Origin of the sequence: Paenibacillus tyrphae (assembly GCF_000722545.1) — a bacterium.
GTDB lineage: Bacteria > Bacillota > Bacilli > Paenibacillales > NBRC-103111 > Paenibacillus_G > Paenibacillus_G tyrfis.
In genome coordinates this window covers 334,863-361,211 of sequence record NZ_JNVM01000002.1, presented here as the reverse complement: position 1 = coordinate 361,211, position 26,349 = coordinate 334,863, and the positions used below count along the sequence as shown (strand labels likewise).

Below are 26,349 nucleotides of genomic sequence, written 5' to 3'. Positions count from 1 at the left end.
CCTGCCACTATATTGTGAGAAAAAAATAAAGCCTGGGGATGCTTTCCCACTTGGCCCAGGTAAATTGTAATATATTTGGTAGAATAAAACAATAATTTGGCAGGAAAAACCCTCCTTATGTCGAATTATGACGATGGGAGGGAATAACATGAGTACTACTGAGATGCTTATTCAAGTCGGCGGGATTTTGTTGAACGGGGTTCTTACATATTTTGTTATAAGGATTAGTCGACAAACAGCAGAGTCTAATAAAAGAAGCGCAAAAGCTGCTGAGGAAAGTGCTTTAGCATCGCAAAAGTCTTATGAATTGAATCAACAAATTATCATGTTGGAAATTCAAAAAGAAAAAACAAAGAAAGAAGCGTACCGTAAATACTATTCAAAAAAAATAATTAACTATGCACAGGTATGTTGGAATGCACTATTAGATGGATATCGAATCGGAGATGTGAGAGATAAAAGTAGATTATATAGATTGTTAAAAGAGATTGATTACCAGCCTCCTTTTACAGAAGAGGATTTGATCCCATATTTTGAATACGAAGAAATCGAACCGATTATTCAGACTGTAAGTAAATTCAAAGAATTTCTTCTATTACATATTAAACCACTTGGTGATCCTGATCATACATATGATGGTGCTTTGGAAGCCGAGATTATGGCATCAAGTTTGATTGAAGATTTTGAACGACTAATGAGGACAGATTATACTAAAGCGCCCTAACCGGGTGCTTTTTCGTTTGCAGCTTTCATATTCGACAATTTTTGCACCAGATAATGCCGTTTTTCTGCGGGATTATTTTTTATTCAAAAAAGTGACAAAAAGTAAAGTAAAATTTGGGTAATCACAAAAAGGAGGGGTTATAACATGAAGAAGAAGTTTTTATTTTCGACTGTGATGAGTTTGATTTTGATGTTAACGTTGGCGCTCCCGGTTTTTGCAAAAACAGCTTCAAAGTCAATTAATATCCCGGGAGGAGATTATACGTTTTGTTGCAACAAGTATATCAAACTTGATTCTAAAGGTGATATTGAAGTAGCTTTCAGTGAGATGAATCGACTGGAGTGGGATATCAAGGTTGTATTATTCAATGATGAAGAAAATTACGAAGTATCGAAGACATTAACACAAAATAAAACTTCCCATATATTTAAAAACGTCCCGAAAGGGCTGTACAATATTCGTCTCGAAAACAACAATGGATACAATAACAAGGGATCATTTGCATTCAATTGGCCAGGTAATTGGGGGGGACAGATAAACTAAATAAAGAAGTATCGGGCACTCCAGATCGGGGTGCTTTTTTGCTTCTAACTTTCATGAATATCGACAATTTTTGCACCAGATAATGCTGATTTTCCGCGAGATAATCCAAATCCATAACCCAAAGCAAGAAAATGTGTAATATATGGATGTGGGAGGTTATAACCTCTCAACATTGGATATAAGAGGAGCAGTATGAAAAAAACACTCATAGCACTCGGCACAACAGCGACTCTACTGGCAAGTGTAATGGCCCCAGCAGCAAGTTTTGCAGCACCCAGTTGCTATAATACAGGAAGTTGGTAATACGCTTTTGATGATTCAGGTGAAAGCGGCGGTTCAGATCCGGTAGCGATTTGCAAAGGTGAACTTAACATAAAAGGAACAATGAAGGGAACTGCATGGGACCCTTCAGAAGAAAGAATGTACCGTGAAGTAACTATTATAGTTAAACAGGAAAAAACTGGTCCAGATAGGACGATTGGAGAATTTAATGTAAAAGTGAAAGGAAATGCAACCCCAACTCCCTTCGACGTATCATTTGGTGATTTGCCCTTAGGTAACTATTACGTTGAAATGCAAGTAAATGATGATGATTATGATTATGATTTCTGGAATTTTAGTGGTTCTGGGAAATTTTATTTAGATGAATAGCAACTTTTTTTTGTGAACAAGCACTCCAGCTCGGGGTGCTTTTTCAATTGCACAAAAAACCAACTCAACAGGGGATTGAAATGGACATCAAGACGATATCGATAGAACTGATCAACCCTGCCGCATACAACCCGCGGATTGATCTGCAGCCGGGCGATCCGGCATACGAAAAGCTGAAGCGATCGATTGAAGAGTTCGGCTATATCGACCCGATCGTCTGGAATGAACGGACCGGGAACATGGTTGGCGGCCACCAGCGGTATAAGATCCTCGTGAACGAGCAGGGCCGGACGGAGATTGAGGTGTCCGTGGTCGATATGGACCCGGAACAGGAGAAATTGCTGAACATCGCTGAATAAAGTCGAAGGTGGTTGGGATGATGATGCATTGGCTCGATTACTTGCCGAGTTAAAAGCTGGCGGAGTAGACATCTCGCTTTCAGGATTTGATATCGAGGAGATTGATTCCTTGATGAATGATTTCGGGATGGCTGAAGCAATCGAAGTCGATCCCACTGTAACAGAAGATGACTTCGACGTGCAGCATGCGCTGGATGAGATCCAAGAGCCCGAGACGCGCTGTGGGGATGTGTGGCAGCTTGGCCGTCATATTCTTATGTGCGGCGATGCTACTGGCCGGGATGATGTTCTGCGGCTCTTGGACGGCACCAAGGCTGCTCTTGTGGTGACTGACCCGCCGTACAACGTGGCGGTTGAGAGCGATTCGGCGAGGCTGGCCGCTGACGGCCGGGGGAAGATAATGAACGATGATATGCCGGCTGAGGAATTCGCCGGCTTTTTGAATGCCGCTTTTTCGAACTATGCTGCCATAATGGACCTGGCAACCGCGATCTACGTGTTTCATCCATCCTCCTATCAGCGCCAATTCGAGGATAGCATGAATTCGGCTGGGATCGTCGTTCGGACTCAGTGTATTTGGGTGAAGAACGCTTTTACGTTCGGATTTGCTCAATACAAATACAAGCACGAACCTGTATTCTATGCTCATATGCGGAGGGAGGCTCCGGCCTGGTATAGGGACTGCAAGCAAACGACGGTTTGGCGGGCCGGGCTGCCTGTAGAGTAGCCGCAGCCGGAAACGGTATGGGAGGTATCACGTGGCGATGTAACCAAGTATGTCCATCCCACTCAAAAGCCGCTCGAGCTCCTGGCGATACCGATCAGGAACAGCAGCCGGTCCGGCGATATCGTCGTGGATTTCTTCGGCGGCAGCGGCTCAACGCTTATGACCTGCGAGCAGATGGGCCGGATATGCCGGACGCTGGAGCTTGACCCGATATTCTTCGACGTTATTAAAAAGCGCTTCTACGAGGGGACCGGCATAGAGCCGATTTTGTTGTCCCGGTCCGAGAGCGCGGAATAGAAAAAGGAGGCGCGCTAACGCCTCCCCTGCATCAGGGTATCCCCCGACTGAGATAGCGGTCCGCCGTGCGCGGCATTTTGCAGACATCCGCTATCTCGTTTTCCATAATAAAGGAAAGTCGAGGGATACAGCAATGGGAACAAGCAACGAACACGATACTTTATTACAACATGAGCTTGCGGTGATGGAAGGAATTCTCGAATCCAAAGCGCAATACCGGAAAATCATCAAGGCCAGCTTAGCCAAGTGGGTCAAGGACTTTCAGGATGGCCGCATCGAGTTCCGGACGGTTGACGACCTTAAAAAGTTAATCGAAATAGACATTGAGCTGCAGAAAGATGATTTTTAAACTTAGGATTCATTTTCTTCTGCGACTTCCTCTATGATCGTAAGATGCATTTTGTGCATCTTCTTTTTTAGAGAAACAGTCATGAAATGATTAATAGCGTATCCGGCAAGAATTAAGCTAAATTGGTATATTAATTGGTTATTTTGAATTACTTGTGTAAATGTTTTTAGAATACCATCAATAGCATCTTTATTTTCTTGGGAAAGGTCTTTGTTTCCGTTTAAATAATTCAATAATCCAGTTGAGATTGTAGTTATTGATACCATGAAAGCAAGGCCTACAGTGACAACCAGCTTACTGGCTAAGTCTGTTAATTGTTGTATAAAAGAGGAGTCAGGATCTTTAGATTTTATTTTGAGTTTAGTTATTTTAAATTCGTCTTTGCTCATTTCCTTATATGCTCGGTAAAGCATCTCAGTAGTTTCATATTTTGAAAGCAACTTTCTAATGATTATTTTCTTAACTGGTTTGTATATGTTTTTTTTGAAAAGTAACAAATCAATCCATTCCAAGAGAGCTAGTAATCCAAATAGAAAAATAAAAAAAGTAGCAGCCAATGTTAATTTCCCCCAATTGAATTTTTCTTTATTAATATCGGTTAGATGGCACACTTTCTTTACGTTAAACAACCAGGGGGTGGGTGATATGTAGTATGGCGAGAGAGCGGCGGTAAGATGAAATTGAAGGACATCGCCGCTGCTCCCGGTCTTGGCGAAACGCAGATTCGAAATGGAAGAGTCTGGACAAGTGGGACGCCAAGCTCAAAGATAAGGCTACCAATGAAAACAATGAATCGAAAGGTAACGTTACTAATCGAGGGGGCGCGTCGAAAGGGAACAAAAACGCTGTAGGCAACAAAGGCGGCGCACCGAAGGGGAAGCAAAACGCATTGGGGAACCGCGGCGGCCCACCCGGGAATAAGAAGGCCGTAACGACCGGAGAATACAAAGCGATATGGCTGGGTGCACTGCAGCCTGATGAGCAGGTATTGATAACGCAGCGACGGGTGCTGTGGGAATTGAAAGAAATCAAGGACGCCGTACCGGTTCGTGAGGACAAGTCGGGGGTCACGAAAATCCTGTACCGAACTGAACTGGTGGAGTCTCAGATCGAGGAGAAAGAGTACCGAAAGTTCGACGACATCATCCGAATCGAATGACCGTTTTTGCCATGATTTGCGAGTATGCTTGCCACTGACTGAGAGCAAATCCGGGAGCGGAAAGCGAAGTGCGCGGGAAGAGACGTGGACAGGAGCACTTTCACTTCCCTTGGGCCACTCAAACGTACCGCGTTCGAGCCGACGATAGAACAGTCAAAAGCCGTTGTGCTCCCAGCAGGATTTTAAGTTTGTTTCGCCCGCGGTTGCAGAATACGAGCACGCATGGGGAAAAAGCATCGGGCCTATAAAGCTTTCTTGTATGAGCGCGGCTAAGCCGTCAATCGACTTGCCTAGATCGGTTGGCCCGCAAGCAAGGTAGACCGAGTGGGTACTGGGCAAGGGGCAGCATCGCGTTGCATCCAGTGCCGGAATGGCTTCGCGGAGCAACTGCGGATCGAATCCTGGCCGCGGCTCGATACGGACTTGTCCGATGCGTACAACAAGAGAGGGCGTGGAGGCAAACGTATCTGATGGTCTGGCAACCTGGAGTGGAACCTGGGCATTAGAAGGAGCTGGTGAAACGGAGGCGGAGGTTTTTTACGTTTTACGGAGGCGATATTTGAGTTGATCTAACTTGAAGTGATTGGCGGTACACCATGCTGATACGGCAAGGCCGCTCGATTGGTAATCTATGATACGTTCGATTCATGTATGACGACGTTGTTCCCTCTTGGTCATGTGGCAACCCCCTTTACTTAGTTACCCTTATTTTCTGATAATTGGATGGGACGTTGAAGCTTCTCCGGAGAGCGGAGGAAGCAAGACATGAAGTATCGGGGCGTCTAATAATAGACACCCCGGATCCCTGATTAATTCTGGACAACAAGCATACTGCCGTGCGCTATACATGAATTCTTTCATTATGCTTCCGGGTAGAGGAACACATCAAGCTTTATAGGACTATTATGCTGGCTAAAGTATTCGACGTGATACGTTCCAGGGAGAAGTGGTATATATTTTTCTTTAGATTTCCCATTTCCTGGAATGTTAAAGGATCTGCTTCCACGGAAGTCGTTTTCATTTATTAAATCATACCCTACATTACTAATGGTAGTGCCATCAAGAGAGTTTTGCGTAACTTGTAATCTATATTGTTTAGGAGTAGTAATTGTAATTTTCGCATCTGTTCTCCTAATCCACCGTCCCCTTTCAACATAATCATCCTTAAACGAGATTGTATCGGATGCCGCAGGCTGCACTTGGTTTAGCCCTGTTACTCGCTGACCATTACCTGTAGTTTGTGCATTTGCAGTAGAAGTATCGAGTGGAGTAGTTACAATCCCGACTGTAAGAGAAAGAGCCAGCAAACCATAAACAACTAATTTCTTCAATGTAAATCATCTCCTTCAAATGGAATAATTTACTATAATATTATACTAACAATAATTTCTTATATTGTAAAATGATATTTTTGCAAGCTCATCATTTTATAGACAGGTTAAGAATTGGACGGAGGTGCAAAGGATGAGCCTGTGTAACATAGTTTTTCTCGCATCTTGCATTTCGACAATTTTTGTACCAGATAATCAAGAGATGAACTTGATTTAGGAAAATAATGTATAATATGGATGTGAGAGGATTTTTTTCTCAACACTAATGAAAAGGAGAGGTTCCTATGAAAAAAACATTCATTGCACTTGGCACTACAGCAACGTTATTGGCCGGCGTATTGGCACCAACCGCAAGCTTCGCATCTGTCCCTATGCAGCAGGAAACCGTTTTTACTGCAGAAGAGTTAGCTGCACCTATGATTTCAGAGCCTAAGGAATTTACTGATGTTGAGATCCCTTCGAAAGATACAGATAAGATTACGGGAACACTGGAAACAGATAATAGCGTTGTGTGGTATCGTTTTATGACACCGGCGAAACTAGGAAATCTGAAAGTAAAGCTTTATGGCCCTAGCGGTCAGACCTACAAGATTTCGGTGTACGATTCCGATCCCAATAATAACACTGCTCTTTTATCCATAAGCCAAGGCTCATTGGGAACGGTTAAGTCCGATAAATTGAAGGCAAACACGTATTATTATTTGCGGGTCGGTTCGAGTACATGGAAGGCAGATAAGTCCCACGATTTCAAAATTGAAGCCTACTATACAAACTAAAAAGTTTTGCGTGAGAAGCACTCTAACCGGAGTACTTTTCATTTGCGCAAAAAACAAAATAAAACGGCAGCCTTAGGATGAGGAATATGGAATTCGACAATTTTTGCACCGGATCATTTCATTTTTCTGCGAGATAATCCAAAATGGGTTTTAAACCGAGAGATATTGTATTATACGGCTTGTAATACACACTCATCGGTTGGAGGCGAATTGGATGAAAAAGAGATTTTCTATTATTATGGCGTTGATCGTATTGCTATCATTCGTTATTCCGCACAGCAGCTTCGCAGGCATAGGTGGTCCGACATCATACAAATACTCTACTTATTCGGCGAATAACGTTAAATTAAATGTGATTCAAACGAGTCCCGGTAATATTCAGTTGAAAGCTCTCAATCTTAGCGTTAATCTGGAGAATACAAGCTATATTGGTATAAATGGCGGATTTTTTTCCAATCAAGTCGAAGAAACGACAAGTATGAAAAAAACACACAATATTGCTATAAATAATGGAAAACCGGTCATTGGTACAGATAAAGCTGGCAATAACGGCTGGTACAATTCGGGAAACCAAGGCACGATTATTTGGGATGTGAAAAATGGAAAGTTTCTGTTTAAAGTGTTAAACAACGGTTGGGAAGTCAACAAAGCGGTTGGGCATAATAATTATTGGGCACAAGGCGGCGTGTCGATGAGCCTTGGTTCGACAAGCTGGAAAGACACAATAACAAAGGAAAAGTTGCCGAACCCGGACGGAAAAGTCCAACGTACGGCCATGGTTTATAGCGGTACGGGAATTTATTTAATTGTAACAGATACGAAATGTACTGCCGAGGCGTTTCGGGGGGCGATTCAACAGTATTTTGGAATTAAAGATGGCTCGCCTAAGAATGATGTGAATGGGATATTTTTGGATGGCAGCGGTTCTTCTCAAATGAGGGCCTATGACAATAACAATAAGCTAATCAACATTAAAGGGGATAGCAGAGCGTTGCATCAGATTGTTACGGTTACCCCATAATAACGACGAATTCGGAAGCAGGCGGGCTGTCATTTAAAGACGGCCTGCTTGTTTTTTGTTTCGATTTATTTGTTTTGATTCTCAAAACGTATGTATAAATTTACCATATTATATGGTACAATATAGAATTTTCCTAGAATATACAATTCGAGGTGGTTTGATGGTTTAAACTTCTTTGAACTAACAGGCTGTCGATTCTGGAGATGTCTTAAACGAAATTGTAATGTTTCGAACATCAAAATTGAGGAGTGGTGAACGTGCTTCAGTCTCTGAAATCTCACAAAAATTGGGTGATCTCGTTAGGTATTAGCTTTTGCTTCGTGCTGCTGGCCATCGTTGGTACAGGGGCCAAGTCTGCGGAAGCGGCGGTCGACATTGACCCTTCGGCCATTTATAACATCATCGCCAAGCATAGCGGCAAAGCGCTGGATGTAAGGAATGGTTCCTCGGACGATGGCGCGGCCATCCAAACCTAGACTTATAATAATAGGGGCAATCAACAGTGGAGAATCGTGCCGACGGGCGACGGCTTCTATAAGATTGTTGCCGTACATAGCGGCAAAGTGCTCGATGTTGCTGATAACTCCTACGCGAATGGGGCGTATATCGTTCAATGGTCCGATAACGGGGGGAATAATCAAAGGTGGAGCATCGAGCCCCTGGGCGACGGCTCTTACAAAATTGCCGCCAAGCATAGCGGCAAGGTTCTGGATGTGAAAAACGGCAGGTCCGAAGACCCGGCGTTTTTGCACCAATGGCCTTTTCAAAACACGGACAATCAAAAATGGTTTCTTCAAAGAGCGAATTAAGTTTGTCTGGACCTATAAAACACCTGCTACAGGTGTTTGAGCTTGTTGAGAAAGTGGAGATTTAACAAAATAGAGATGCAAACGGAGGTGGGGTATCCACTGGAGAAGCGATAGCGGCCGCCTTTGTCTTCGGGAAATGTCTGCTAACAAACGGCTTCCAATCAAATTTCCCGATGACAACAGCGGTCGGAAGTGGATACCCCACCCCCTCGTAACCTCTATTACCTCAATTGACTACTTTTCAGCACTCTGAAACACCTGCTACAGGTGTTTTTCTTTTGCCGCAAAAATTCAACCAATGGTCTAAAAGGTAGCCATCGGAACGAGTGAAGCGATTCACGAAACTTTCATTGCGCAACGGTTGGTAAAGATTGTATGGCGGGGTTCTTTTCTCGTAGATACTTGCTATAATGAGAGAGCAGCGCACGATCGCCAGACTTTTCAAACTCAATTTGAACGGTGTAGTGTAGGGCTGATTTGGATTCTTGTGATGTTTGTGTTGGAGATAGGGAAAGGAAGAGTCGGAGCATGAAAAAAATCAACAAAGTCAGGATGCACGAAATGGTTTCCGAAGAATTGAAACAATATATTCGGAACAACGACCTGAAGAAAGGGGACAAGCTTCCTTCTGCGGAAAGCATTATGAAGATTTTGGGAGTCGGACGTTCTTCTCTGCGGGAAGCTTTGCGTTATCTGGAAGCGTCGGATGTCATCGAGGTCCTTAACGGGAAAGGCATTTATGTGAAAGAAACGGCCCAGTATCAAATGTCTGCGAAAATCAATGTAGAGGACGAAAGGTCCGCTTTGCTGCAGCTCATGGACGTTCGTCGCGCTTTGGAAGTGCTCGCGGTTGAATTGGCGGCCCAGCGTTCTACGGATGCGAATATTGAGGAAATGCGCCACTATTTGCTGGAAATCGAAAGGACGCGCGGACAGGCCAGCTCGATTGCCGATATGAAATTTCATCAAGCGATCTATAAAGCAACCGGGAATCCAATTTTGCAAAGTATCGTGGAATCGGTGTGGGAGCTGTTTTCCGTATTCTGGAATGCTCCATTCGGCCATCAGGAAATATTTCAAGACAGCTTTCCGTTTCATCAAACCTTATTCGCCGCCATCGTTGAGAAAAATCCCATGAAAGCACGTGAGGAATTCAATAAAATTATGGATAGTATGGAGCAGTCGATCAAAAATTTTCAGTTTCATGTCATGTAACATGACATTTTCATCCATTTAATTTCCAATACAGCGTTTTCAATTTTCTTTCAAAGTGATGAAAGATAACAAAAGGTATTGACTTCCTCTCCTCCACCATATTATGATTTGGTTATCTCAACTGACTATATACCTGTCTGACAGGTATATAGGTCCAAATCATTTTCCCGCTTGGGATCCTTGTCCTCATAAACTGGAGATAGCTTCTACACAAGCTATCAGACAGGTATATAGGTGGATAAGATTTCCACGGTAAAAGGGCCTCCGTTAGCTCAAAGGGGGCCTCAACAGACACAGAGGTCTTGTCTGGAAAACAATTATGGTGGAGGGGTGCAGTATGAAGGGGACACAACGATGGTTGACCGTATCTTTGATTCCGGTTTTGGCGGCAGGGGCGTTAAGCGGCTGTTCGAGCGATGAAGCGAAGGGAACGGCGGGCGATGGAAGCAATTCGAAAACCGTGAATCTCAAGATGATCGAAAGCTTGACCAGCCCGGCAAGGACCGAAGTGATTAAGAAAATGATCGCCAGCTTTGAAGCGGCGAACCCCAACATTAAAGTCGAATTGATTTCTCCGCCTCTGGAAAGCGCGGACAATAAAATCTCCACCTTGCTTTCCGTCAAAGACGATCTCGATGTGCTGGAAGTAAGAGACGTTACCGTCAAGCAGTTCGTGACAAACAAGTGGATTGCCGATCTTTCCTCGTATACCTCCTCTTGGAGCGGTTACAAAGACCTGAATGCCAACTCGCTGGCTATGGCGAATTACATTGATCAAAAGCCTTATTACATTCCATACGGCCTGTACCAGAAAATGCTGTTTTACCGGAAAGACTGGTTCGATCAAAAAGGCTTGACGCCTCCGAAAACATGGGACGACCTGTACAAGGCGGCCAAAACGCTGACCGATTCCGCGAACAACCGCTTCGGCTACTCGTTCCGCGGCGGGGCGGGGGCTGACGGCTACATCGTCGATCTGCTGCGCGACTACAACGGTACGAACGTCAACCCCGACGACGCGATGTTCCTGAAAAACGGGGCTACGATCTTCAGCACGCCGGAAGCCAAGCAGGGCATGACGATGTATGTGAACTTATACAAGGAAGGCTCTCCTAAGGACTCCGTCAACTGGGCTTTCGCGGAACAGGTGCAGGGCTTCGTCTCCGGAGCGACGGGGATGCTCATACAGGACCCCGATACGATCGATCCGGTCAAGCAGAAGCTGAAGGAAGGCACTTGGGCGACCGCGCCGATGCCGACCGGTCCGACAGGAGCTTCGCACTACAAAGTAGGCGCAGCCGGATGGGGAGTTACGTCCTATTCCAAGCACCCACAAGAAGCGTGGAAGCTAATCGAGTTCATTTCCAGTCCCGAACAAAATGCGATCTTCACCAAAGCGGCTGGCGTTATCCCGATTCACAACAGCTCGTCCGTTGACAATTACTTTAAAGAAGGCGCTTACAAGCCATATATCGATATGGCCAACGATACCGCCCACTACATCCCGTACAAACCGGAGACGGATTATAAGGGCTTCGGCGAATGGAGAAAAATCGTTCAGCAGGATGCGCAGGGAATTCTCCTTGGCCAAATGTCGATTGACGATGCTTTGAAGAAATGGGACGCCTACTGGATCAATGAGAAGAAACAAGGCAAATAAGCAAGCAAAAGCGGGCGACGGATAGGCATCCCCTAGCCGCCGCCTCTATTCTGGGAGGGACCATGCATGAAAAATCGGGAAGCGACGCCGTTACGGGGAACGGGAAGGTTGTTCCGGCTGAACCGAACACAAACGTTTATTTTTCTATGCTTGCTTCCGACCCTGCTGCTCGTCTTCGGCTTCACCTATTTTCCGATTCTCAAAGGGATTAGCGTCGCGTTTCAAAACTATTCGTTGTTTAATTTGACGGATGTTCATTTTGTCGGCTTGCAAAACTTTCGTACGGTGCTCGCCGGGGATCAGTTCAAAACGATCCTTAAAAATACCGCCTTATGGGTGATCATCTCGCTCGTTTTGCAGTTCGTCATCGGATTTTGTCTGGCGCTTCTGATGCGCAAAAGCTTTCGCGGACGCGGGGTTTATCAAGGCTTCGTGTTTTATTCGTGGGCGCTGTCCGGTTTTCTAATCGGCATCATCTGGCGCTGGCTGTTCAACGGACAAATCGGCGTCATCAATGACCTGCTGCTGAAATTTGGCTTGATTACGGAGCGTATCGGCTTTTTATCCGACCCGAAATGGGCGATGTTCTCGGTCATTGTCGCCAACGTTTGGTACGGGGTAGCCTTCTTTGCCATTATGCTGCTGGCAGCGCTGCAATCCGTGCCGTCCGAGCTGTATGAAGCTGCCGAGATCGACGGGGCGAGCCGGTTCAATCAGCTGTTTCATGTAACGATCCCTTACATTATGCCGACCATCATTTCAACGACCGCGCTGCGCGTCATCTGGATCTTCAATTTTCCCGATCTGATCTACGGCATGACCAACGGCGGACCGGCAGGCTCGACCCACATTTTGACGACGTACATGCTCGATAAAATCGTCTTTTCCGGCGATTACGGGCAGGCGAGCGCGATCGGGATCATCTGCATCGCCATTCTGGCGCTGTTTACGACCTTTTATCTGTTTGCGACTAGAGCGGAAAAAGCGGGTGATTTTTAATGAAGAAACAGCTGGCTTTTGCCGGAAAGGCAGGCAAGGCGGCCGCTCTTGGCCTTTATTTGATCTTTATGGTATTTCCGTTGTATTGGATGGTCATTACTTCACTCAAGCCTCGCAACGAGATCTTTACGCTGCCTTTGCAGTATTGGCCCGAACGAATTTCGTTCGAAAACTATATTCAGATCTTCAAAATCTCGAAGTTTCATATTTACATCGGCAACAGTCTTATCGTCTCGCTCACCTCGGCGGCCGTCGTGCTGGTCGTGACCGTTCTGAGCGGATACGTTTTGGCCCGGTTCACGTTTCGGGGCAGCAAGCAGTTGATGATCGCCTTTTTCGTCACCCAGATGGTTCCGCTTTTTATCGGATTTAGTACGCTCTATCTGATGATGTCCCGCATGGGACTGCTGAACAAACAGGGCTCTCTGATCCTGATGTACACGGTCGGTCTCGTTCCGTTTTGCACCATTATGCTGCGAGGTTTTTTTCAAAGAATTCCGGCGAGCCTGGAGGAAGCGGCGATGGTCGACGGCTGCTCTAGGCTGAGCGCCTTGTTTCGCGTCATTGTGCCGGTCATGATGCCGGGTATTTCGGCAACGTTTATATTTGCCTTCGTACAGAACTGGAACGAGCTGTTCATGGCCATCATGTTTATCGACAAGGAAAGCTCCAAGACGCTGCCGGTCGCCATGAACTCCTTTATTACGAAATTTGATATCGATTGGGGTTCGATGTCTGCCGCAACCGTGTTGTCCATTATCCCGACGGTCATTTTATTCGCCATCTGTCAGCGATTTATCGTCGAAGGCTTGACGCAGGGAGCGGTAAAAGGATAGTCAAAACCATATTGAAAGGACCGATTCCCGTGAACCCTAAATTGGATGGTCAAACAGACGACCGTACCCGCGAAAATATTATCGATTCGAGCACGCAGGTAGCCCACGATTCGCATGACGAGCTGCACCGGGGCGCCGTGGTCATGCCGATTTACCAGAACAGCTTGTTCACCTTCGCCACTTACGAGGAGTTTGACCGCGCGTCTACAGGCGCGAGCGATTCGTTCGTGTACACGCGGGGGAATAATCCGACGGTACGTCAACTGGAAATGCGGCTGGCTGCGCTTCAAGGAGGCGAGAAAGCGCGATGCTTCGCTTCGGGCATGGCCGCCATCTCCACCGCGATCCTGGCGAATGTCCGCGCGGGCGACCATATTCTTTGCATCGATCAGGTTTATGGGCCGACGCGGGAGCTGTTGACGAGTTTTCTTACGCGGTATGGCGTCGAGACGACCTTTGTGGACGGCGCTTCGCTCGAAGCATTCCAGGCTGCCGTTCGGGCGAATACGAAGCTGGTGTATCTGGAAAGTCCTACCACCATGACGTTCCAGCTTCAAGATTTAAGCGCATGCGCCCGCCTAGCGAAAAGCATCGGGGCCGTGACCATGATCGACAATACGTGGGCGACGCCGTGCTTGCAAAATCCGTTCGAGCACGGGGTTGATTTCGTGCTTCATTCCATGAGCAAATATATCGGCGGGCACAGCGATATCGTCGGCGGGGTGCTGGTCGGGTCCGCCGAGAACATCAATCGGATTAACGCCAGCGAATACTTGCTGCTGGGCGGGATTATGACTCCGCATTCGGCCTCGCTTGCGATGAGGGGGCTGCGAACGCTGCCTTTGCGGCTGGAGAAGCAGGAGCAGAGCGGGCTGACCGTCGCCCGCCATCTGGAAAGCCTTCCGTTCGTGAGGAAGGTAAACCATCCGGGGCTTGCTTCCCACCCGCAGCATGAACTGGCCCGGCGGCAAATGAGCGGTTCGAGCAGCTTGTTCTCCTTCGAGACCGATCTGCCTGCCGAGGAAATGAAAGCGTGGGCGGACCGGCTCGAATACTTCCGGATCGGCGTCAGCTGGGGAGGCCATGAAAGTCTGGTCACCGTCGGCCGGCTCGGACCCGGCTACGAGTCCGTTCCGGGCTCGCTCGTCCGATTGTATGTCGGCTTGGAAAATCCTCAAGTTTTAATTGATGACATCGAGCAGGCCAGCGCACAGCTGCCGGTGGAATCCAAATAACCACAATATTGGAAAAGGCCAGATCAACCTTCTTCCAGTCCCGCCTCTAGGCCGGTGACCGAACGTACGGCTAGCCGATATTCGCTGGGGGACAGCGTCGTAGACCGCTTAAACAAATTCGAGAAATAAAACCGTTCCAGCCCGATCTGGCTTGCGATTTTTTCGATGGATTGGTTCGAATGGGTGAGCAGCCATTTGGCCCTTTCGATCCGGACCTTGTTAATATATTCGATCGGCGTAACTTGGAACAAGTTTTTGAAATACCGGCAAAAATAGTTCGGACTGTAATGAAACGCTTCAGCCAACGCTTTCGGCGTCAACGGCTCGGCAAGGTGATCTTCGATATACTGCAAAATTTGATTCGTCCGGCTGATCGCCGGGGAAGAGGATAGACGGATCGCCTGCGGCGGGAGACGGTCCATATAGTACGTCAAAATTTCATATAGAATCGTATTTGCTCTGAGCGGGGACGTGAGGTCTCCGCTCTTTTGATTTGCTTTTGTAAGCTTCTCGAACAAGTGCTGCATATAGGGCATGTCATCCACTTCGATATAGTAAGGAAAGTCGATCAGATGGGAGAGATGGAAGCTGCCGACGTTCGCGGAAAAATGGCACCAATACTTGTGAAAGGTGTTGTCGCTGATGATCGAGTACGCCAGAGGGGTGTCCGACGGCAAAAAATACAGTTGGCCAGGAACGGGATAATATTCCTGACGCTTGACTTGAAGCCAGCCTTCTCCACCCAGGATCAAATAAAAGCGGTTGAAGTCGTCCGTCCTTAGCGGCCTCCGCCAATTCTGGGTGACTCTTTCGCAGTAGCTGGCAACCATAAGCTCCAACTGCAGCGTTTTGAAATAATTTTGAATGATCTCGTTCCGGTTTCCGCCCATCTTGACATCCTCCTTTATCAGCCAAGTATACCATGGAATGGGAGGTTAGGATATTCCATGAAAGAGTTACAGATACACATACTGCAAGGAGCCGGTTTTCGGTACGATGGTGGTAGCCTGGCAATAGAGGCAGCGTAGGCAAAAAAGATAATGAGCCTATGAATAAGGAAAGAAAGGAGGCGGTCCCCGCAAGCATGAAGCCGTCGGAGTCGTCCGGCGGAATTTACGGTTGCAAATACACATGGGAAAGGAGTCGATCAAGTGAAAAATGAACGAAAGAACGGGTATCCGAAGCAAATGTGGCGCAGAACGGTATCTCTGCTGCTCGCCTCTTTGTTATTTGCGTTTCAATGGGCCGGCAGCGCAGGAGCAGAGGAGGCTGCCGACAGCCGGGCAGCGGCGACCAAAGAAACCGTGGCGGAATGGATCTTCAAGGATAAAGGAACCGACGGCGTGTTCCCCGCAACGAGCGGAGTGCATAATACATCGTCGACGTTTCGGGACATAGGCACGAACACGGATCAATACACCTACGACTCGGGGGAGCGCAGTATCCGCAATCAAGGGTGGAACGACGGAACGGGCAAAAAATATTGGCTTGCCACGATATCCACCAAAGGCTTCGAGAACTTGACGCTGTCGTCCCAGCAGACGTCATCCAGCACGGGACCGCGCGATTTCAAGGTGCAATTCAGCACGGACCAAACGAACTGGACCGACCTTCCCGGGGGCAATCTGGTGCTGGAGCAGACCAACTTCAACTGCAAAAACAACAGCTGCAAGCTGGCCGACGCTCCGCTCCCGAGCCAAGCCGACGACAACGACCTGCTGTACATCCGTTGGGTCGTGAATTCGACGAAGAACGTGAGCGGAGGGACCGTGTCCAACTCCGGCTCCAGCCGGATCAAAGATGTGATCGTCAAGGGCGACCAGAAAACCGGCGGCCCGACTCCGACCTTAGGCGTGCAGCAAGCTCCTGCTAGCGGAGCGAGCGACGTTGCGCCGAACGCGGCCGTCTCCGTCAAATTCAACAAAGCGATCGCTTTGAACAGCAACCCGAGCGTAAGCATCGTCGACCAGAACAACACCTCTTTGGGCAATCTGTCCGTAGGCGTCGTCAACAGCGATACGCTGGCGATTAGTCACCCGAATTTTACCGATGGCAAAACGTATACGGTCACCGTTCCGAAGGAGCTTGTCCGGGGAGCCTCAGACAACGTGCCTTTGACGAGTCCGATCGTTTGGAGCTTTACAACGAGAGGAGCTTCGGCGGCGGGCGCGCCGACCTTGTTGAATATGACCTTTAACGGGGATACGAAGACCAGCATTTCGTTTGACTGGTATACTGGAACGGACGTCACGGGGACCGTCGTCCAGGTCGTCGAGGCTTCCAAAGCTCCGGGAGGAAGCTTCCCCGAGCAGGAGGCAATGACTTTCACCGGAACGACAGAAATCATAAAGACGCTCATGAAAAGCAGCGACCGAAGCTCGAATAAAACGACTTCATTCGCCAATCACAAGGTGACGGCGAATAACCTGAAGCCGGGCACGAAATACAAGTACCGCGCAGGCAGCGGAAGAGCGGACAGTTGGAGTCCGGTCGGCTCGTTCACGACCGACCATGCGAACAATCACGATTTTCACTTTATTTATACGACGGACACGCAGGGTTCCAGCAAAGGAAATTTTGAGTTGTGGCAGGATACGTTCCGCCGAGCGATCGATCATATCGGCGACCCGAAATTTATGCTGCTGACGGGCGATCTGGTCGATGACGGGGATCTGGAGGAGCAGTGGCAATGGTTCTTGGGGATCCCGCAGAAAGAATTTGCGAACGTGCCATTCGCCCCGATCGTCGGCAACCATGAGATTGAGGATCATCCGAACAACAACTTCTACTACCATTTCAACCTGCCCAAAAGCGTCGGCACAAGCACCGAAGACGGCACGGTATATTCCTTCGAATACGGCGATGCGCTCTTCATGCAGATCAATACGCAGTACGAAGGTCAAGTCGATCCGTACAAGGCTGATGCCGGCTTTAAAGCGCAGGTGGATTGGATGCGCAGCCAAGTGGCGAAGACGGATAAAAAGTGGAAAATCGTCACGATGCACAAGGGAGCGTATTCCTCCGGGGACAACGCGGATGCGGAATCGGAGCGCGTGGAGTTTTACCGCAAATATTTGATTCCGGTCTTCGACGAATTAGGCATCGATATGGTGCTGGAAGGCCACGACCACCTGTACATGAGATCACATCAGATGCTGGACAACAAGGCGATCAAAGACGTTGTCGTAGACGGGCAGGGCAATGTGGTGAACCCGAAGGGCTCGGTATATTTGATGGGCAACTCGGGCGCCGCCAAGTTTTATAAGATCAATCCGAACATCAAGGACTTCTTCTCCGTGAAAAACGCTCAGCCGAACAAAAAAATGTTCGTGGACGTCCAAGTGACGGACGGCATCCTGAAATTCACCTCGTATACCGCCGCCAAAAACGAACCGCTGGCCGTTTACGACCAGTACAGCATCAAGCGGACGGACGGCAAGCCGTCCAAAGTGGAGAATGCCAAGGCCGAGCTGAAGAACCGCAGCACTGTCATTTCCTGGAACGCTCCCGCGTCCACGTCCGAACCGGTCAGAGGCTACCGGATTTACGAAAAGAACGACAAGGCCGGCACGAACTGGAGCGTATACGTTCCGGCAGTGAAAGGGCAGAGCGCTTACCAATACACCGTCAATAATGCGGACCCGGCCCTAACGTACGACTTCGTCATCAAAGCGGTCGGCGCAAGATCGAATTCCGACCCGGTGGAGGCAAGTACGTCAACGAATCCGTGATCTGAAAATCGCAGCCTGTGCTTGCGGCTTCTTCGATAACTTGAAGGAGCGTAGGCACGGGTGTTTTTTTGATTCGGGAAAATATTCCGCCAAGTACCTTGCAGCACAAAGTAGTATATGATAACATAGTAGTGGAAGGGGAGATCGTATGGATATGACGGAGTGGACCTCCCAGGTTCGCCGCGGAATTTTGGAGTACTGCATTTTGCTGCTGGTCAGCAAGCAGCCGCGATACGGCTACGAGCTGGTGACGCTGTTAGATCGATGGGAGCCCCTTGCCGTGACGGAAGGGACGCTGTACCCTCTTCTGCGCAGGCTGCTTAAAGAGAACTATATCGAGTCCTTCTGGAAGGAATCGGAAGCTGGCCCGCCACGCAAATATTACAGCCTGACTGCCGACGGACGCCTCCTACTGGAGACGATGTCCCGCGAATGGAACAAGCTGGACGCGGCAGTGTATCAAATTCAATTGTATCGGGGAGAGGAAGCGTTATGAGTCCGAAGACGAGAGCGTACTTGGAAAAACTGTATCAACTATTGGAGAGAATGCCGGAAGACGAGCGGCTGGACGCGATCCGGGAAATCGAGAGCCACATTGCGGAAGGTGTGGCGGGCGGCCAGTCGGAGGACGCCATTCTGGCCCGGCTCGGCGACCCGCGAGTGCTGGCGAAAGCGTACCGGAGCGAATATATAATGGAAAAAGGCTCGGCGAGATCGTTCAAAGACGTCATGCTAATGGCCGGCTTTTATTGCTCGACCGGGCTGCTGAGCATCATGGTCATCCCTGTGCTTGCCACCATCGCCTATGGGTTTGGGTTTTGCTCGGTTCTCATCTTCATCGCCGGGCTCATCCGCACATTTGGCGTCACCTGGATTCAGATGAATCTCGGACCCGGGATAGAAGTTCCGACCGAGTGGAGCATGTTGTACTCCACCATCATCGGCGGCATCATTGGGGGGATTGCTTACTTAAGCTGGAGAGGCCTGCGTACCTATATGAACTTCCTTTCCGCGAGCTACAAAAAATTGCTGCCCAGCAGCAGAGCAGCGTAGTGTTGTACGATAAAAGGTCCATAGTTAAGCGGGGGAATACCGCAGTGCAATGACCGCATTCCGTGTCGGAATATGCGGTTTTTTTGCTTGAAGAAAAGGGATACGGCGGGGCTTTCGCGAATGGTTAATAGGCCTACGGAGGGTATTAGACAAAGTTAGTACTATGTTCCGGCCGATTTTTCTTTACAATAAAACTATGGCTTGAATCATACACGCACACACGGAAAGCAGAGGATACGTATGCAAACTCGTCATGTGAAAATTATCGGAACCGGTAAATATATGCCGAAGCGCCGGGTCACCGATTCGGAGATGGATCGGGCCTTGGGCGTACAGGAAGGTTGGGTACGCAAAAAATCAAACGTCATTCACCGCCATTTCGCAGAGGACGAAACGGCTTCTTTTATGGGAGCGAAGGCGGCTTATGCCGCTTTGGATGCGGCTGGATTGGCGTTCAACGATATCGATTGTCTGGTGTGCACGAGCGGGACGATGGAGCAGCCGATTCCTTGCACCGCCGCTTTAATTCAAGAAGCGATGGGGCAGCAGTATTCCGGTGTTCCCGCCTTTGACATTAACTCGACGTGCTTGAGCTTTGTCGCCGGACTCGATGTAATGTCCTATATGGTAGATGCCGGGCGGTACCGCCGTGTACTTCTGGTGTCGACTGAGATCGCCTCTAAAGGTTTAAACTGGAAGCAAAAGGAAAGCGCAGCTCTATTCGGCGACGGGGCGGCGGCAGCCGTCATTGCGAAGTCCGGGCCGGAAGAGTGTTCGCGCATCCTCTCCGCTTGCATGGAAACGTACAGCGCCGGGGCGCATCTCTCGGAGATTCGGGGAGGCGGCAGCGGCCGTCCCGCAGGGGCTTTCGCTCCGGAGACGGCGGAGCATTACTTGTTCGACATGCAGGGAGAGCCCTTGTTTCGGATGGCTTCCAAGAAGCTGCCGGATTTTATGAATCGCCTTCTTGCCGGGGCAGGGTGCTCCATCGCGAACATCAAGCTGGTCATTCCGCATCAGGGCAGCGCGATGGCGATGCGGCTGCTCAGCCGCAAGCTGCGCATTTCCGAAGAGCAGTTGCTGTACATTACGCCTAACCATGGCAATACGATCGCCGCTTCGATTCCGATGGGCCTGCACGAAGCGATCCGACAAGGGAGGATCGAGCGAGGCGACCGCGTACTGCTGATCGGCACATCGGCTGGATTAACGCTGGGAGGCGTTGTGCTTGATTACTAGACGGTTAGGAGCTTGGGCTGAGCATCCTAAGGTGTTGATTACCGGCGGCCGCGCTCCTGCAGCCCTGGAGCTGGCTCGGCTGCTCGCTGCCGCCGGCTGCGAGGTGCACGCGGCCGAAAGCGTGCGGTATCACCTGTGCCGCGCATCGAAAGCCGTTGCCCGCAGTCATGCGGTACCCGCTCCGGTACGCGAGCCCGAATGCTTCGTTGCGACGCTCGAAGAGATCGTGCGGCGCGAACGCATCACTTGGCTGATCCCGACCTGCGAGGAGATTTTTTACGTGTCGGCCGGGTTGGAACGGCTCAGCCGGATATGCGGCGTCGTCGCTCCGCCGCTGGAGCAGCTTCGGCGGCTGCACAGCAAATGGGAATTCATCTGCCGGGCCCGAGAGCTCGGCTTGTCTGTTCCGCATACAGAACGGGTACGCTCTCCGCAGGAGTGGGTTCAATTCACGGTACGAATCGCATCTAACTCTGAGGAAGCGTTCCGCGACGGCTATGTTGTGAAGCCGGAATTTTCACGCTTCGCTTCCAAGGTTCGAATCGTGAGGCCAGGCGGCGGGGAAGCAGGGGCGGCAGCGACGGAGAGGACTCGGATTACCGGGGAACTCCCAACCGAAGTCCGACTGGAAGCCGAAAGCTATCCTTGGGTTGTTCAGCAGTTCATCCCCGGGCGAACCCTGTGTACCTACAGCATCGCGCATGAAGGCCGGCTGGCGGCGCATGCCGCCTACGCGGCGGATTACGCGGTTCGCGGCGGAGCCAGCGTATATTTCGAGCCGCTGTACCATTCCGGCCTGCTTGAATGGGTACGGCAGTTTGTCCGCATGGAACGGTTCACCGGGCAAATCGCGTTTGATTTTATCGAGACGGAGCAGGGAGAGCTGTACGCCATCGAATGCAATCCGCGGACGACAAGCGGCATCCATCTGTTCCAGCCGGAGGATGGGCTGGCCTCGACCTTGCTTCAGCCGGAAGCGCTGGGCGAATCGGTGATCGAGCCGCAGCCGCAAGCGCGGGGGATGCTGGGAGTGCCCATGCTGGCTTGCGGGCTTACGGAAAGCCGCTCGTGGCGAGCCTTCGCGGCATGGCTATCGAAGTATGCCGCGGCCCGGGATGTCGTGTTCCGCTGGAGCGACCCGCGGCCTTTTGCGGAGCAGCTTTTTCTGCTCTTGGAGCTGCGGAGAGCCGCGTCTGCCCGCAAGCAGACGCTTATGGAAGCTTCGACCGGCGATATCGAATGGAACGGAGGGACATCATGAACAGGAATGCCTTAGTGACGGGAGGAACAGGCTTTCTGGGCAGACGGCTTGCTCTCCGGCTCCGGGACGAGGGCTGGAGCGTTACCGCGATAGGCAGACAACCGGCGATCGGGGAAGAGCTTCAGCGGCAGGGCATCCGTTTCATGCAGGCGGACCTGCGGGACCGGGAGCGGATGGACGCCGCTTGTGCCGGTCAGCAGGCAGTTTTTCACTGCGGCGCGTTGTCGGCATCGTGGGGGCCATACAACGACTTTTACGATAGCAACGTTCTCGGAACGGAACATGTTATCGCCGGCTGCCTGAAGCATCAGGTCGGCCGGCTTATTCACGTGTCGACGCCCAGCGTGTATTTTGGCAGTACCCACCGGCTGGGCGTCCGGGAATCGGACCCGCTGCCACGCCGTCAAGCCAGCCCGTACGCCGCGACGAAGCGGCTGGCCGAGGAGGCCGTGGTGCGGGCCGGGGCGGCAGGGCTGGAGACCGTTATCGTGCGGCCGCGCGCCATGTTCGGTCCGGGCGACGCTTCGATTTTGCCGCGGCTGATCGAAGCCAATGCGGTGCAGGGTATCCCACTGATCGGAGGCGGGAAGGCGCTCATCGACTTGACGTATGTCGATAATGCCGTCGATGCGCTGCTGCTGTGCGAAGCGGCTCCGGCCGCTACTGTGGCGGGACGCGTCTACAATATTACGAATGGCGAGCCGATGGCTTTTGGCGAGGCGGTAAGCAAGCTGCTTGGGAAACTGGGCGTTCCGGTCCGGTTCAAACGGCTTCCTTATGCCGCAGCCTACGGCGTGGCTGCGCTGATGGAGCTGTCCACCCGACTGATTCCCGGCCGGGGAGAACCGATGCTCACCCGGGCGGTCGCGGGCATGATTGGGAGAAGCCAGACGCTGGATATTAGCGCGGCCCGAAGGGAGCTGGGCTATTCGCCTAAAATTCGCGTGAACGAAGGAATGGAAGCTTTTGCTCATTGGTGGAGGAGTAAGCATGACATCTAGACAACAGAGAGAAGACAGAGGGCTGCCGATCCCTAAGGTCAAGCTGCGCTTGTTCGCGGCAGGCTATTGCACGCACCCGGAATGGGTCACGCTTCGGGGCGGCTCGCTGCGTTCGTGCCACATTCCGGCGATATTTGCCTGCATCAAGCATCCGGTGTTCGGCGCGATTGTCGTCGACACCGGATATTCGGAGCGGTTCATCCGGGAAACGAACCGGCTGCCGGAGCGGCTGTACCGTATGATTACGCCCGTCGTATTCCGCGAGGAGGAAAGCGCGGTGCGGCAGCTTGCAGCGTGCGGGGTGACTCCGGAGCAGGTGCAGACGGTGATCGTGACGCATTTTCATGCCGATCATGTGGCCGGTCTGCGCGATTTCCCGAACGCCACATTTTTGTACGTGCCGGAGGCGTACAACGCGGTGAAGTCTTTGCGCGGATTGGCAGCGCTGCGCAGAGCGTACCTGCCGGGGCTGCTGCCGGAATCGTTCGAACGCCGCTCGCAGCCGATTCTCCGGGACCGGAAGGTCGAGCTGCCGGCAGACTTCCCCTTTTCCTACGGCATCGATGTGATGGGTGACGGCAGTCTGCTTGCAGTCGACCTTCCCGGGCATGCAGACGGGCAGATCGGGCTGCTTTTGTCAACGGAGCGCCACGATTATTTGCTCTGTGCCGATGCGGCCTGGTCGAGCCGGGCGATCCGCGAGAATCGCCCGCCGCACCCGCTTGCCGGACTGATCATGCCGGACCGGCGCCAGTACCGGGACAGCTTCGAACGACTCGTTCGGCTACACGAGCGTTACCCAACATTGCGTATCGTTCCTTCTCACTGCCCGGAGATTTGGGGGAAGTGGATTCGAGGAGGGGAACCGCTCTGATGCTCACTGATTCTCTGCGCATTTTATTCCGTTATTGGCTTACCCGCCATGGACGCCGATGGACGGACCGGGCTTCGCTTGAGCGGTGGCAGGAAGCGCGCATCCGGAGCCATTTGAGCCAGGTTCGGCTGCAATCCCCCTTTTACCGCGAATGGTGGGGGAATCGTCCGCTGTCGGAGTGGCGGGAGTTTCCGATGATCGACAAACAAATCATGATGGAGCAGTTTGACCGTCTGAATACGGCAGGAATCCTTCAAGAGGATGCCTTTGCTCTGGCGCTCCGCGCGGAACAAACGCGGGATTTCACTCCGATGATCGGCGGGACGACCATCGGCTTATCATCCGGAACGTCGGGCCACCGGGGACTGTTTCTCGTCAGCCGGGAGGAACGGCTGGCCTGGGTGGGTGCCGTGCTGGCCAAGGTGCTGCCGGGATCGCTGCTCGGCAAGCACCGCATTGCCTTTTTTTTGCGCGCCAACAGCAACTTGTATGCTGCTGTAGGAAGCCGGCGGCTGCAATTCTGGTTCTACGATCTGCTCGATCCTTTGGAGCGTCATCTGGGCCGGCTCCGGGAGCAGCAGCCGACGTTGCTCGTTGCGCCGCCTTCCATGCTTCGCCTGCTTGCGGAGCGGCAAAGAGAGGGGCGGTTATCGATTGCGCCCGGGCGCATCGTGTCGGTAGCCGAGGTGCTGGACCCGCTCGACCGCCGGTATATCGAGGAAACATTCGGCCTGACGCTGCATCAGGTTTACCAGTGTACCGAAGGTTTTCTTGCCGCTACATGCGCTCACGGTACGCTGCATATGAATGAAGATATCGCAGTCATTCAGAAAGAATATGTTGACCTTAAGCTGCGGAAGTTCGTTCCGGTTATTACCGATTTTTCCAGAATGGCGCAGCCGATGATCCGCTACCGGCTGAATGACGTGCTGACCGAACGTTCGGCGCCTTGTCCTTGCGGATCGCCGTTTATGGCGATTGAAACGATCGAAGGGCGCTGCGACGACTTGTTCTATTTTCCGGCGCGCGATGGGGAAGGCTGGGTGCGCGTATTCCCCGATTTCGTCAGCCGGGCACTGCTTGCCGCCTCCAGCGACATCGAAGCGTATCGCGTCGTGCTTCACGCGCCGAACCGGCTGGAAGTTTCCCTGCAAGTAGCGGACGGCAAACGGGCGGAGACCGAGACGGCCGTGGCGAACGCCTTGACCGGTCTGTGCGATCGGATCGGCTGCCGTACGCCAGGATTCGAATTTACGGCGTATGCTTTTCGGCCGGGAGACCGGAAGCTTCGGCGGGTGGAGAGGAGGTTCGGCCTTGACCTCGATGCTGCGCTTATTCGATAGGGAATCGGTCGGGCAGTTTGATTGGCCTGTGACGCCGGACGGCAGCTATGCCAAGCGTTACTTGCTTCCGCTGCTCCGCCAGCCGGTCGAAACTTTCGTGCCCAACCTGTCCACGGCTTTGCACGTGCTTCAACTGAACGATAAGGTACTGCCGGTGACCGTCAATGAAAAGGAATACGATAATTCGTATGTCTGTTCTCCGTACACCCACTACGTCAGCTACGCGAAGCAGGAGCTGTACATGCTGAACTCCCGCCCGACGGAGATTGCGCTCCGCGGATTGCTTACCGCTATGGGCTGGCTGCTAAAAGGGAGCGGGTTCAACCGTACGGTACACGTCAACAACTGGCTGCTGTCGACCAATTTGTATCCCGAGCTGTCTGACGAGGAAATGGAAGATACGGTCCGTTTCCTGCTCCGTTCGTTTCCGCAGCATACGCTGATTTTCCGGTCCCTCAACCGGACGACGAACGCCACGATGATGGATATGCTGGAGAAGCTGGGCTTCCGCATGGTTCCGAGCCGGCAGGTTTACATGCTCAAGCCGTCGGACGATGCCTGGATGAATGCCAAAGCCCGCTGGCTGTTGAAACGAGACTACGGACTGCTGGACAAACACCGCTACGAAGCCGTCGGTCCGGAGGAGCTGACGGAGGCGGATATGCCCCGGCTGGCGGACCTGTACCGGGCGCTTTATTTGGACAAATATTCGTACCACAATCCGCAGTTTGGAGCGAGCTTTTTCAAGCTGGCTTGGAAGGAAGGGCTGCTGGAGCTTCATGCGCTTCGTCATAAGCCGACGGGACGCTTGGATGCGGTGCTTGGCTTCTTTTGCCGCAACGGGGTGATGACCACGCCGATCTTCGGTTACGATACGTCGCTCCCGCAGGAGCTCGGCTTGTACCGCATGCTGTCGTCGGTGCTGATCGGCATTGCCCGGACGAACGGCCATCTGCTCCACGAAAGCTCGGGGGCCGCGCAGTTTAAGCGCAACCGCGGAGCGGTCGCGGATATCGAATACAGCGCCGTTTACGACCGGCATCTGCCCTTCCGCCGGCGTTCGGGCTGGACGCTGTTGCACAAGACGCTGAACGGCATCGGCATCCCGCTTATGAAAAAATATAAATTTTGAGATAGGAGCAGGAGAAGGAGGGAA

The 26,349-nt window shown here is 51.2% G+C and carries 27 protein-coding genes and 2 pseudogenes; 26 read left to right on the top strand and 3 right to left on the bottom strand.

Annotated features, from left to right (window positions below; genetic code table 11):
* Positions 1–148: 148 nt before the first annotated feature.
* The 7 genes and pseudogenes from ET33_RS02085 to ET33_RS02065 all read left to right on the top strand — a co-directional run bounded on the left by ET33_RS02085 (position 149) and on the right by ET33_RS02065 (position 3,650).
* Positions 149–724, top strand: a complete 576-nt coding sequence (locus ET33_RS02085; protein ID WP_036675738.1) for a hypothetical protein — start codon at positions 149–151, stop codon at positions 722–724.
* A gap of 144 nt (positions 725–868) precedes the next feature.
* On the top strand, positions 869–1,267 hold the full coding sequence (locus ET33_RS02080; RefSeq protein WP_036675736.1) for a hypothetical protein: 399 nt from the start codon (positions 869–871) through the stop codon (positions 1,265–1,267).
* Positions 1,268–1,651: 384 nt separating this feature from the next.
* Positions 1,652–1,918, top strand: a complete 267-nt coding sequence (locus ET33_RS02075; RefSeq protein ID WP_036675733.1) for a hypothetical protein — start codon at positions 1,652–1,654, stop codon at positions 1,916–1,918.
* Positions 1,919–1,998: 80 nt separating this feature from the next.
* Positions 1,999–2,277: a ParB N-terminal domain-containing protein gene (locus tag ET33_RS40390; protein ID WP_327204048.1), complete on the top strand. Its 279-nt coding sequence runs from the start codon at positions 1,999–2,001 to the stop codon at positions 2,275–2,277.
* 28 nt (positions 2,278–2,305) lie between these two features.
* The gene (locus ET33_RS40385; RefSeq protein ID WP_327204047.1) at positions 2,306–3,004 is read left to right on the top strand and encodes a hypothetical protein; all 699 of its coding nucleotides are present in this window, start codon (positions 2,306–2,308) and stop codon (positions 3,002–3,004) included.
* Between the two features lie 66 nt (positions 3,005–3,070).
* A pseudogene (locus ET33_RS40380) lies at positions 3,071–3,301 on the top strand (DNA methyltransferase); the annotation flags it as partial.
* Positions 3,302–3,434: 133 nt separating this feature from the next.
* On the top strand, positions 3,435–3,650 hold the full coding sequence (locus ET33_RS02065) for a hypothetical protein (protein ID WP_036675730.1): 216 nt from the start codon (positions 3,435–3,437) through the stop codon (positions 3,648–3,650).
* 2 nt (positions 3,651–3,652) lie between these two features.
* Here the strand turns inward: ET33_RS02065 and ET33_RS02060 are convergent, their stop codons facing one another.
* Entirely contained in the window at positions 3,653–4,207 is a 555-nt protein-coding gene (locus ET33_RS02060; RefSeq protein ID WP_036675727.1) for a hypothetical protein, read from the bottom strand.
* Between the two features lie 332 nt (positions 4,208–4,539).
* Here ET33_RS02060 and ET33_RS38850 point away from each other — a divergent pair, with 332 nt between their 5' ends.
* A complete protein-coding gene (locus ET33_RS38850; protein WP_036675724.1) occupies positions 4,540–4,809 on the top strand; it encodes a hypothetical protein in 270 nt (89 codons plus the stop codon).
* Between the two features lie 860 nt (positions 4,810–5,669).
* Here the strand turns inward: ET33_RS38850 and ET33_RS02050 are convergent.
* Positions 5,670–6,140: a hypothetical protein gene (locus ET33_RS02050; RefSeq protein ID WP_036675722.1), complete on the bottom strand. Its 471-nt coding sequence runs from the start codon at positions 6,138–6,140 to the stop codon at positions 5,670–5,672.
* Between the two features lie 284 nt (positions 6,141–6,424).
* On the opposite strand from ET33_RS02050, the gene ET33_RS02045 reads away from it, so the two are divergent.
* The 9 genes and pseudogenes from ET33_RS02045 (at position 6,425) to ET33_RS02010 (ending at position 14,691) form a co-directional block, all read left to right on the top strand.
* Positions 6,425–6,916 (top strand): hypothetical protein, encoded by a 492-nt coding sequence (locus ET33_RS02045; RefSeq protein ID WP_036675719.1) that lies wholly within the window; start codon positions 6,425–6,427, stop codon positions 6,914–6,916.
* 214 nt (positions 6,917–7,130) lie between these two features.
* Entirely contained in the window at positions 7,131–7,937 is an 807-nt protein-coding gene (locus ET33_RS02040) for a phosphodiester glycosidase family protein (protein ID WP_051775047.1), read from the top strand.
* 257 nt (positions 7,938–8,194) lie between these two features.
* Positions 8,195–8,413 (top strand): RICIN domain-containing protein, encoded by a 219-nt coding sequence (locus ET33_RS36155; RefSeq protein WP_051775046.1) that lies wholly within the window; start codon positions 8,195–8,197, stop codon positions 8,411–8,413.
* Between the two features lie 21 nt (positions 8,414–8,434).
* Positions 8,435–8,746: pseudogene (locus ET33_RS02035) on the top strand (RICIN domain-containing protein); the annotation flags it as partial.
* Between the two features lie 528 nt (positions 8,747–9,274).
* Positions 9,275–9,961 (top strand): FadR/GntR family transcriptional regulator, encoded by a 687-nt coding sequence (locus ET33_RS02030; RefSeq protein ID WP_036675717.1) that lies wholly within the window; start codon positions 9,275–9,277, stop codon positions 9,959–9,961.
* A gap of 337 nt (positions 9,962–10,298) precedes the next feature.
* Positions 10,299–11,621 carry an ABC transporter substrate-binding protein gene (locus ET33_RS02025; RefSeq protein WP_036675715.1) on the top strand — a complete coding sequence of 441 codons (1,323 nt, stop codon included), beginning with the start codon at positions 10,299–10,301 and terminating at the stop codon, positions 11,619–11,621.
* A gap of 66 nt (positions 11,622–11,687) precedes the next feature.
* Positions 11,688–12,620 carry a carbohydrate ABC transporter permease gene (locus tag ET33_RS02020; RefSeq protein WP_081890164.1) on the top strand — a complete coding sequence of 311 codons (933 nt, stop codon included), beginning with the start codon at positions 11,688–11,690 and terminating at the stop codon, positions 12,618–12,620.
* The gene (locus ET33_RS02015) at positions 12,620–13,456 is read left to right on the top strand and encodes a carbohydrate ABC transporter permease (protein ID WP_036675713.1); all 837 of its coding nucleotides are present in this window, start codon (positions 12,620–12,622) and stop codon (positions 13,454–13,456) included. Before ET33_RS02020 ends, ET33_RS02015 begins: the two co-directional genes overlap by 1 nt.
* Positions 13,457–13,485: 29 nt before the next feature.
* Positions 13,486–14,691: a trans-sulfuration enzyme family protein gene (locus ET33_RS02010; RefSeq protein ID WP_081890179.1), complete on the top strand. Its 1,206-nt coding sequence runs from the start codon at positions 13,486–13,488 to the stop codon at positions 14,689–14,691.
* A 23-nt stretch (positions 14,692–14,714) separates the two neighbouring features.
* Here the strand turns inward: ET33_RS02010 and ET33_RS02005 are convergent, their stop codons facing one another.
* Positions 14,715–15,581, bottom strand: coding sequence for an AraC family transcriptional regulator (locus tag ET33_RS02005; protein ID WP_036675711.1), 867 nt, complete (start codon positions 15,579–15,581; stop codon positions 14,715–14,717).
* 261 nt (positions 15,582–15,842) lie between these two features.
* Here ET33_RS02005 and ET33_RS02000 point away from each other — a divergent pair, with 261 nt between their 5' ends.
* The 9 genes from ET33_RS02000 to ET33_RS01960 all read left to right on the top strand — a co-directional run bounded on the left by ET33_RS02000 (position 15,843) and on the right by ET33_RS01960 (position 26,325).
* Complete coding sequence (locus ET33_RS02000; protein WP_036675708.1) at positions 15,843–18,422, top strand: metallophosphoesterase; 2,580 nt, start codon at positions 15,843–15,845, stop codon at positions 18,420–18,422.
* A gap of 154 nt (positions 18,423–18,576) precedes the next feature.
* Positions 18,577–18,918: a PadR family transcriptional regulator gene (locus ET33_RS01995; RefSeq protein WP_051775061.1), complete on the top strand. Its 342-nt coding sequence runs from the start codon at positions 18,577–18,579 to the stop codon at positions 18,916–18,918.
* The gene (locus ET33_RS36960; protein ID WP_036675704.1) at positions 18,915–19,475 is read left to right on the top strand and encodes a DUF1700 domain-containing protein; all 561 of its coding nucleotides are present in this window, start codon (positions 18,915–18,917) and stop codon (positions 19,473–19,475) included. The genes ET33_RS01995 and ET33_RS36960 overlap by 4 nt, the downstream gene beginning before the upstream one ends.
* Positions 19,476–19,715: 240 nt before the next feature.
* The gene (locus ET33_RS01985; RefSeq protein ID WP_036675701.1) at positions 19,716–20,714 is read left to right on the top strand and encodes a beta-ketoacyl-ACP synthase III; all 999 of its coding nucleotides are present in this window, start codon (positions 19,716–19,718) and stop codon (positions 20,712–20,714) included.
* Positions 20,704–21,975 (top strand): ATP-grasp domain-containing protein, encoded by a 1,272-nt coding sequence (locus tag ET33_RS01980; protein ID WP_051775044.1) that lies wholly within the window; start codon positions 20,704–20,706, stop codon positions 21,973–21,975. Before ET33_RS01985 ends, ET33_RS01980 begins: the two co-directional genes overlap by 11 nt.
* The gene (locus ET33_RS01975; RefSeq protein ID WP_036675698.1) at positions 21,972–22,976 is read left to right on the top strand and encodes an NAD-dependent epimerase/dehydratase family protein; all 1,005 of its coding nucleotides are present in this window, start codon (positions 21,972–21,974) and stop codon (positions 22,974–22,976) included. Before ET33_RS01980 ends, ET33_RS01975 begins: the two co-directional genes overlap by 4 nt.
* Complete coding sequence (locus tag ET33_RS01970; RefSeq protein WP_051775043.1) at positions 22,966–23,850, top strand: MBL fold metallo-hydrolase; 885 nt, start codon at positions 22,966–22,968, stop codon at positions 23,848–23,850. The genes ET33_RS01975 and ET33_RS01970 overlap by 11 nt, the downstream gene beginning before the upstream one ends.
* Positions 23,850–25,193 (top strand): F390 synthetase-related protein, encoded by a 1,344-nt coding sequence (locus ET33_RS01965; RefSeq protein ID WP_036675695.1) that lies wholly within the window; start codon positions 23,850–23,852, stop codon positions 25,191–25,193. Before ET33_RS01970 ends, ET33_RS01965 begins: the two co-directional genes overlap by 1 nt.
* Positions 25,174–26,325, top strand: coding sequence for a GNAT family N-acetyltransferase (locus tag ET33_RS01960; RefSeq protein ID WP_036675986.1), 1,152 nt, complete (start codon positions 25,174–25,176; stop codon positions 26,323–26,325). Before ET33_RS01965 ends, ET33_RS01960 begins: the two co-directional genes overlap by 20 nt.
* Positions 26,326–26,349: the final 24 nt, after the last annotated feature.

Excerpts from the sequence above, each read along its gene's own strand:
- ET33_RS02085 (WP_036675738.1), top strand. The coding sequence starts at position 149 with ATGAGTACTACTGAGATGCTTATTCAAGTCGGCGGGATTTTGTTGAAC.
- ET33_RS02080 (WP_036675736.1), top strand. The coding sequence starts at position 869 with ATGAAGAAGAAGTTTTTATTTTCGACTGTGATGAGTTTGATTTTGATG.
- ET33_RS02075 (WP_036675733.1), top strand. The coding sequence starts at position 1,652 with ATGAAGGGAACTGCATGGGACCCTTCAGAAGAAAGAATGTACCGTGAA.
- ET33_RS40390 (WP_327204048.1), top strand. The coding sequence starts at position 1,999 with ATGGACATCAAGACGATATCGATAGAACTGATCAACCCTGCCGCATAC.
- ET33_RS02065 (WP_036675730.1), top strand. The coding sequence starts at position 3,435 with ATGGGAACAAGCAACGAACACGATACTTTATTACAACATGAGCTTGCG.
- ET33_RS02045 (WP_036675719.1), top strand. The coding sequence starts at position 6,425 with ATGAAAAAAACATTCATTGCACTTGGCACTACAGCAACGTTATTGGCC.
- ET33_RS02040 (WP_051775047.1), top strand. The coding sequence starts at position 7,131 with ATGAAAAAGAGATTTTCTATTATTATGGCGTTGATCGTATTGCTATCA.
- ET33_RS02030 (WP_036675717.1), top strand. The coding sequence starts at position 9,275 with ATGAAAAAAATCAACAAAGTCAGGATGCACGAAATGGTTTCCGAAGAA.
- ET33_RS02025 (WP_036675715.1), top strand. The coding sequence starts at position 10,299 with ATGAAGGGGACACAACGATGGTTGACCGTATCTTTGATTCCGGTTTTG.
- ET33_RS02020 (WP_081890164.1), top strand. The coding sequence starts at position 11,688 with ATGAAAAATCGGGAAGCGACGCCGTTACGGGGAACGGGAAGGTTGTTC.
- ET33_RS02015 (WP_036675713.1), top strand. The coding sequence starts at position 12,620 with ATGAAGAAACAGCTGGCTTTTGCCGGAAAGGCAGGCAAGGCGGCCGCT.
- ET33_RS02005 (WP_036675711.1), bottom strand. The coding sequence starts at position 15,581 with ATGGGCGGAAACCGGAACGAGATCATTCAAAATTATTTCAAAACGCTG.
- ET33_RS01995 (WP_051775061.1), top strand. The coding sequence starts at position 18,577 with ATGACGGAGTGGACCTCCCAGGTTCGCCGCGGAATTTTGGAGTACTGC.
- ET33_RS36960 (WP_036675704.1), top strand. The coding sequence starts at position 18,915 with ATGAGTCCGAAGACGAGAGCGTACTTGGAAAAACTGTATCAACTATTG.
- ET33_RS01985 (WP_036675701.1), top strand. The coding sequence starts at position 19,716 with ATGCAAACTCGTCATGTGAAAATTATCGGAACCGGTAAATATATGCCG.
- ET33_RS01975 (WP_036675698.1), top strand. The coding sequence starts at position 21,972 with ATGAACAGGAATGCCTTAGTGACGGGAGGAACAGGCTTTCTGGGCAGA.
- ET33_RS01970 (WP_051775043.1), top strand. The coding sequence starts at position 22,966 with ATGACATCTAGACAACAGAGAGAAGACAGAGGGCTGCCGATCCCTAAG.
- ET33_RS01965 (WP_036675695.1), top strand. The coding sequence starts at position 23,850 with ATGCTCACTGATTCTCTGCGCATTTTATTCCGTTATTGGCTTACCCGC.
- ET33_RS01960 (WP_036675986.1), top strand. The coding sequence starts at position 25,174 with ATGCTGCGCTTATTCGATAGGGAATCGGTCGGGCAGTTTGATTGGCCT.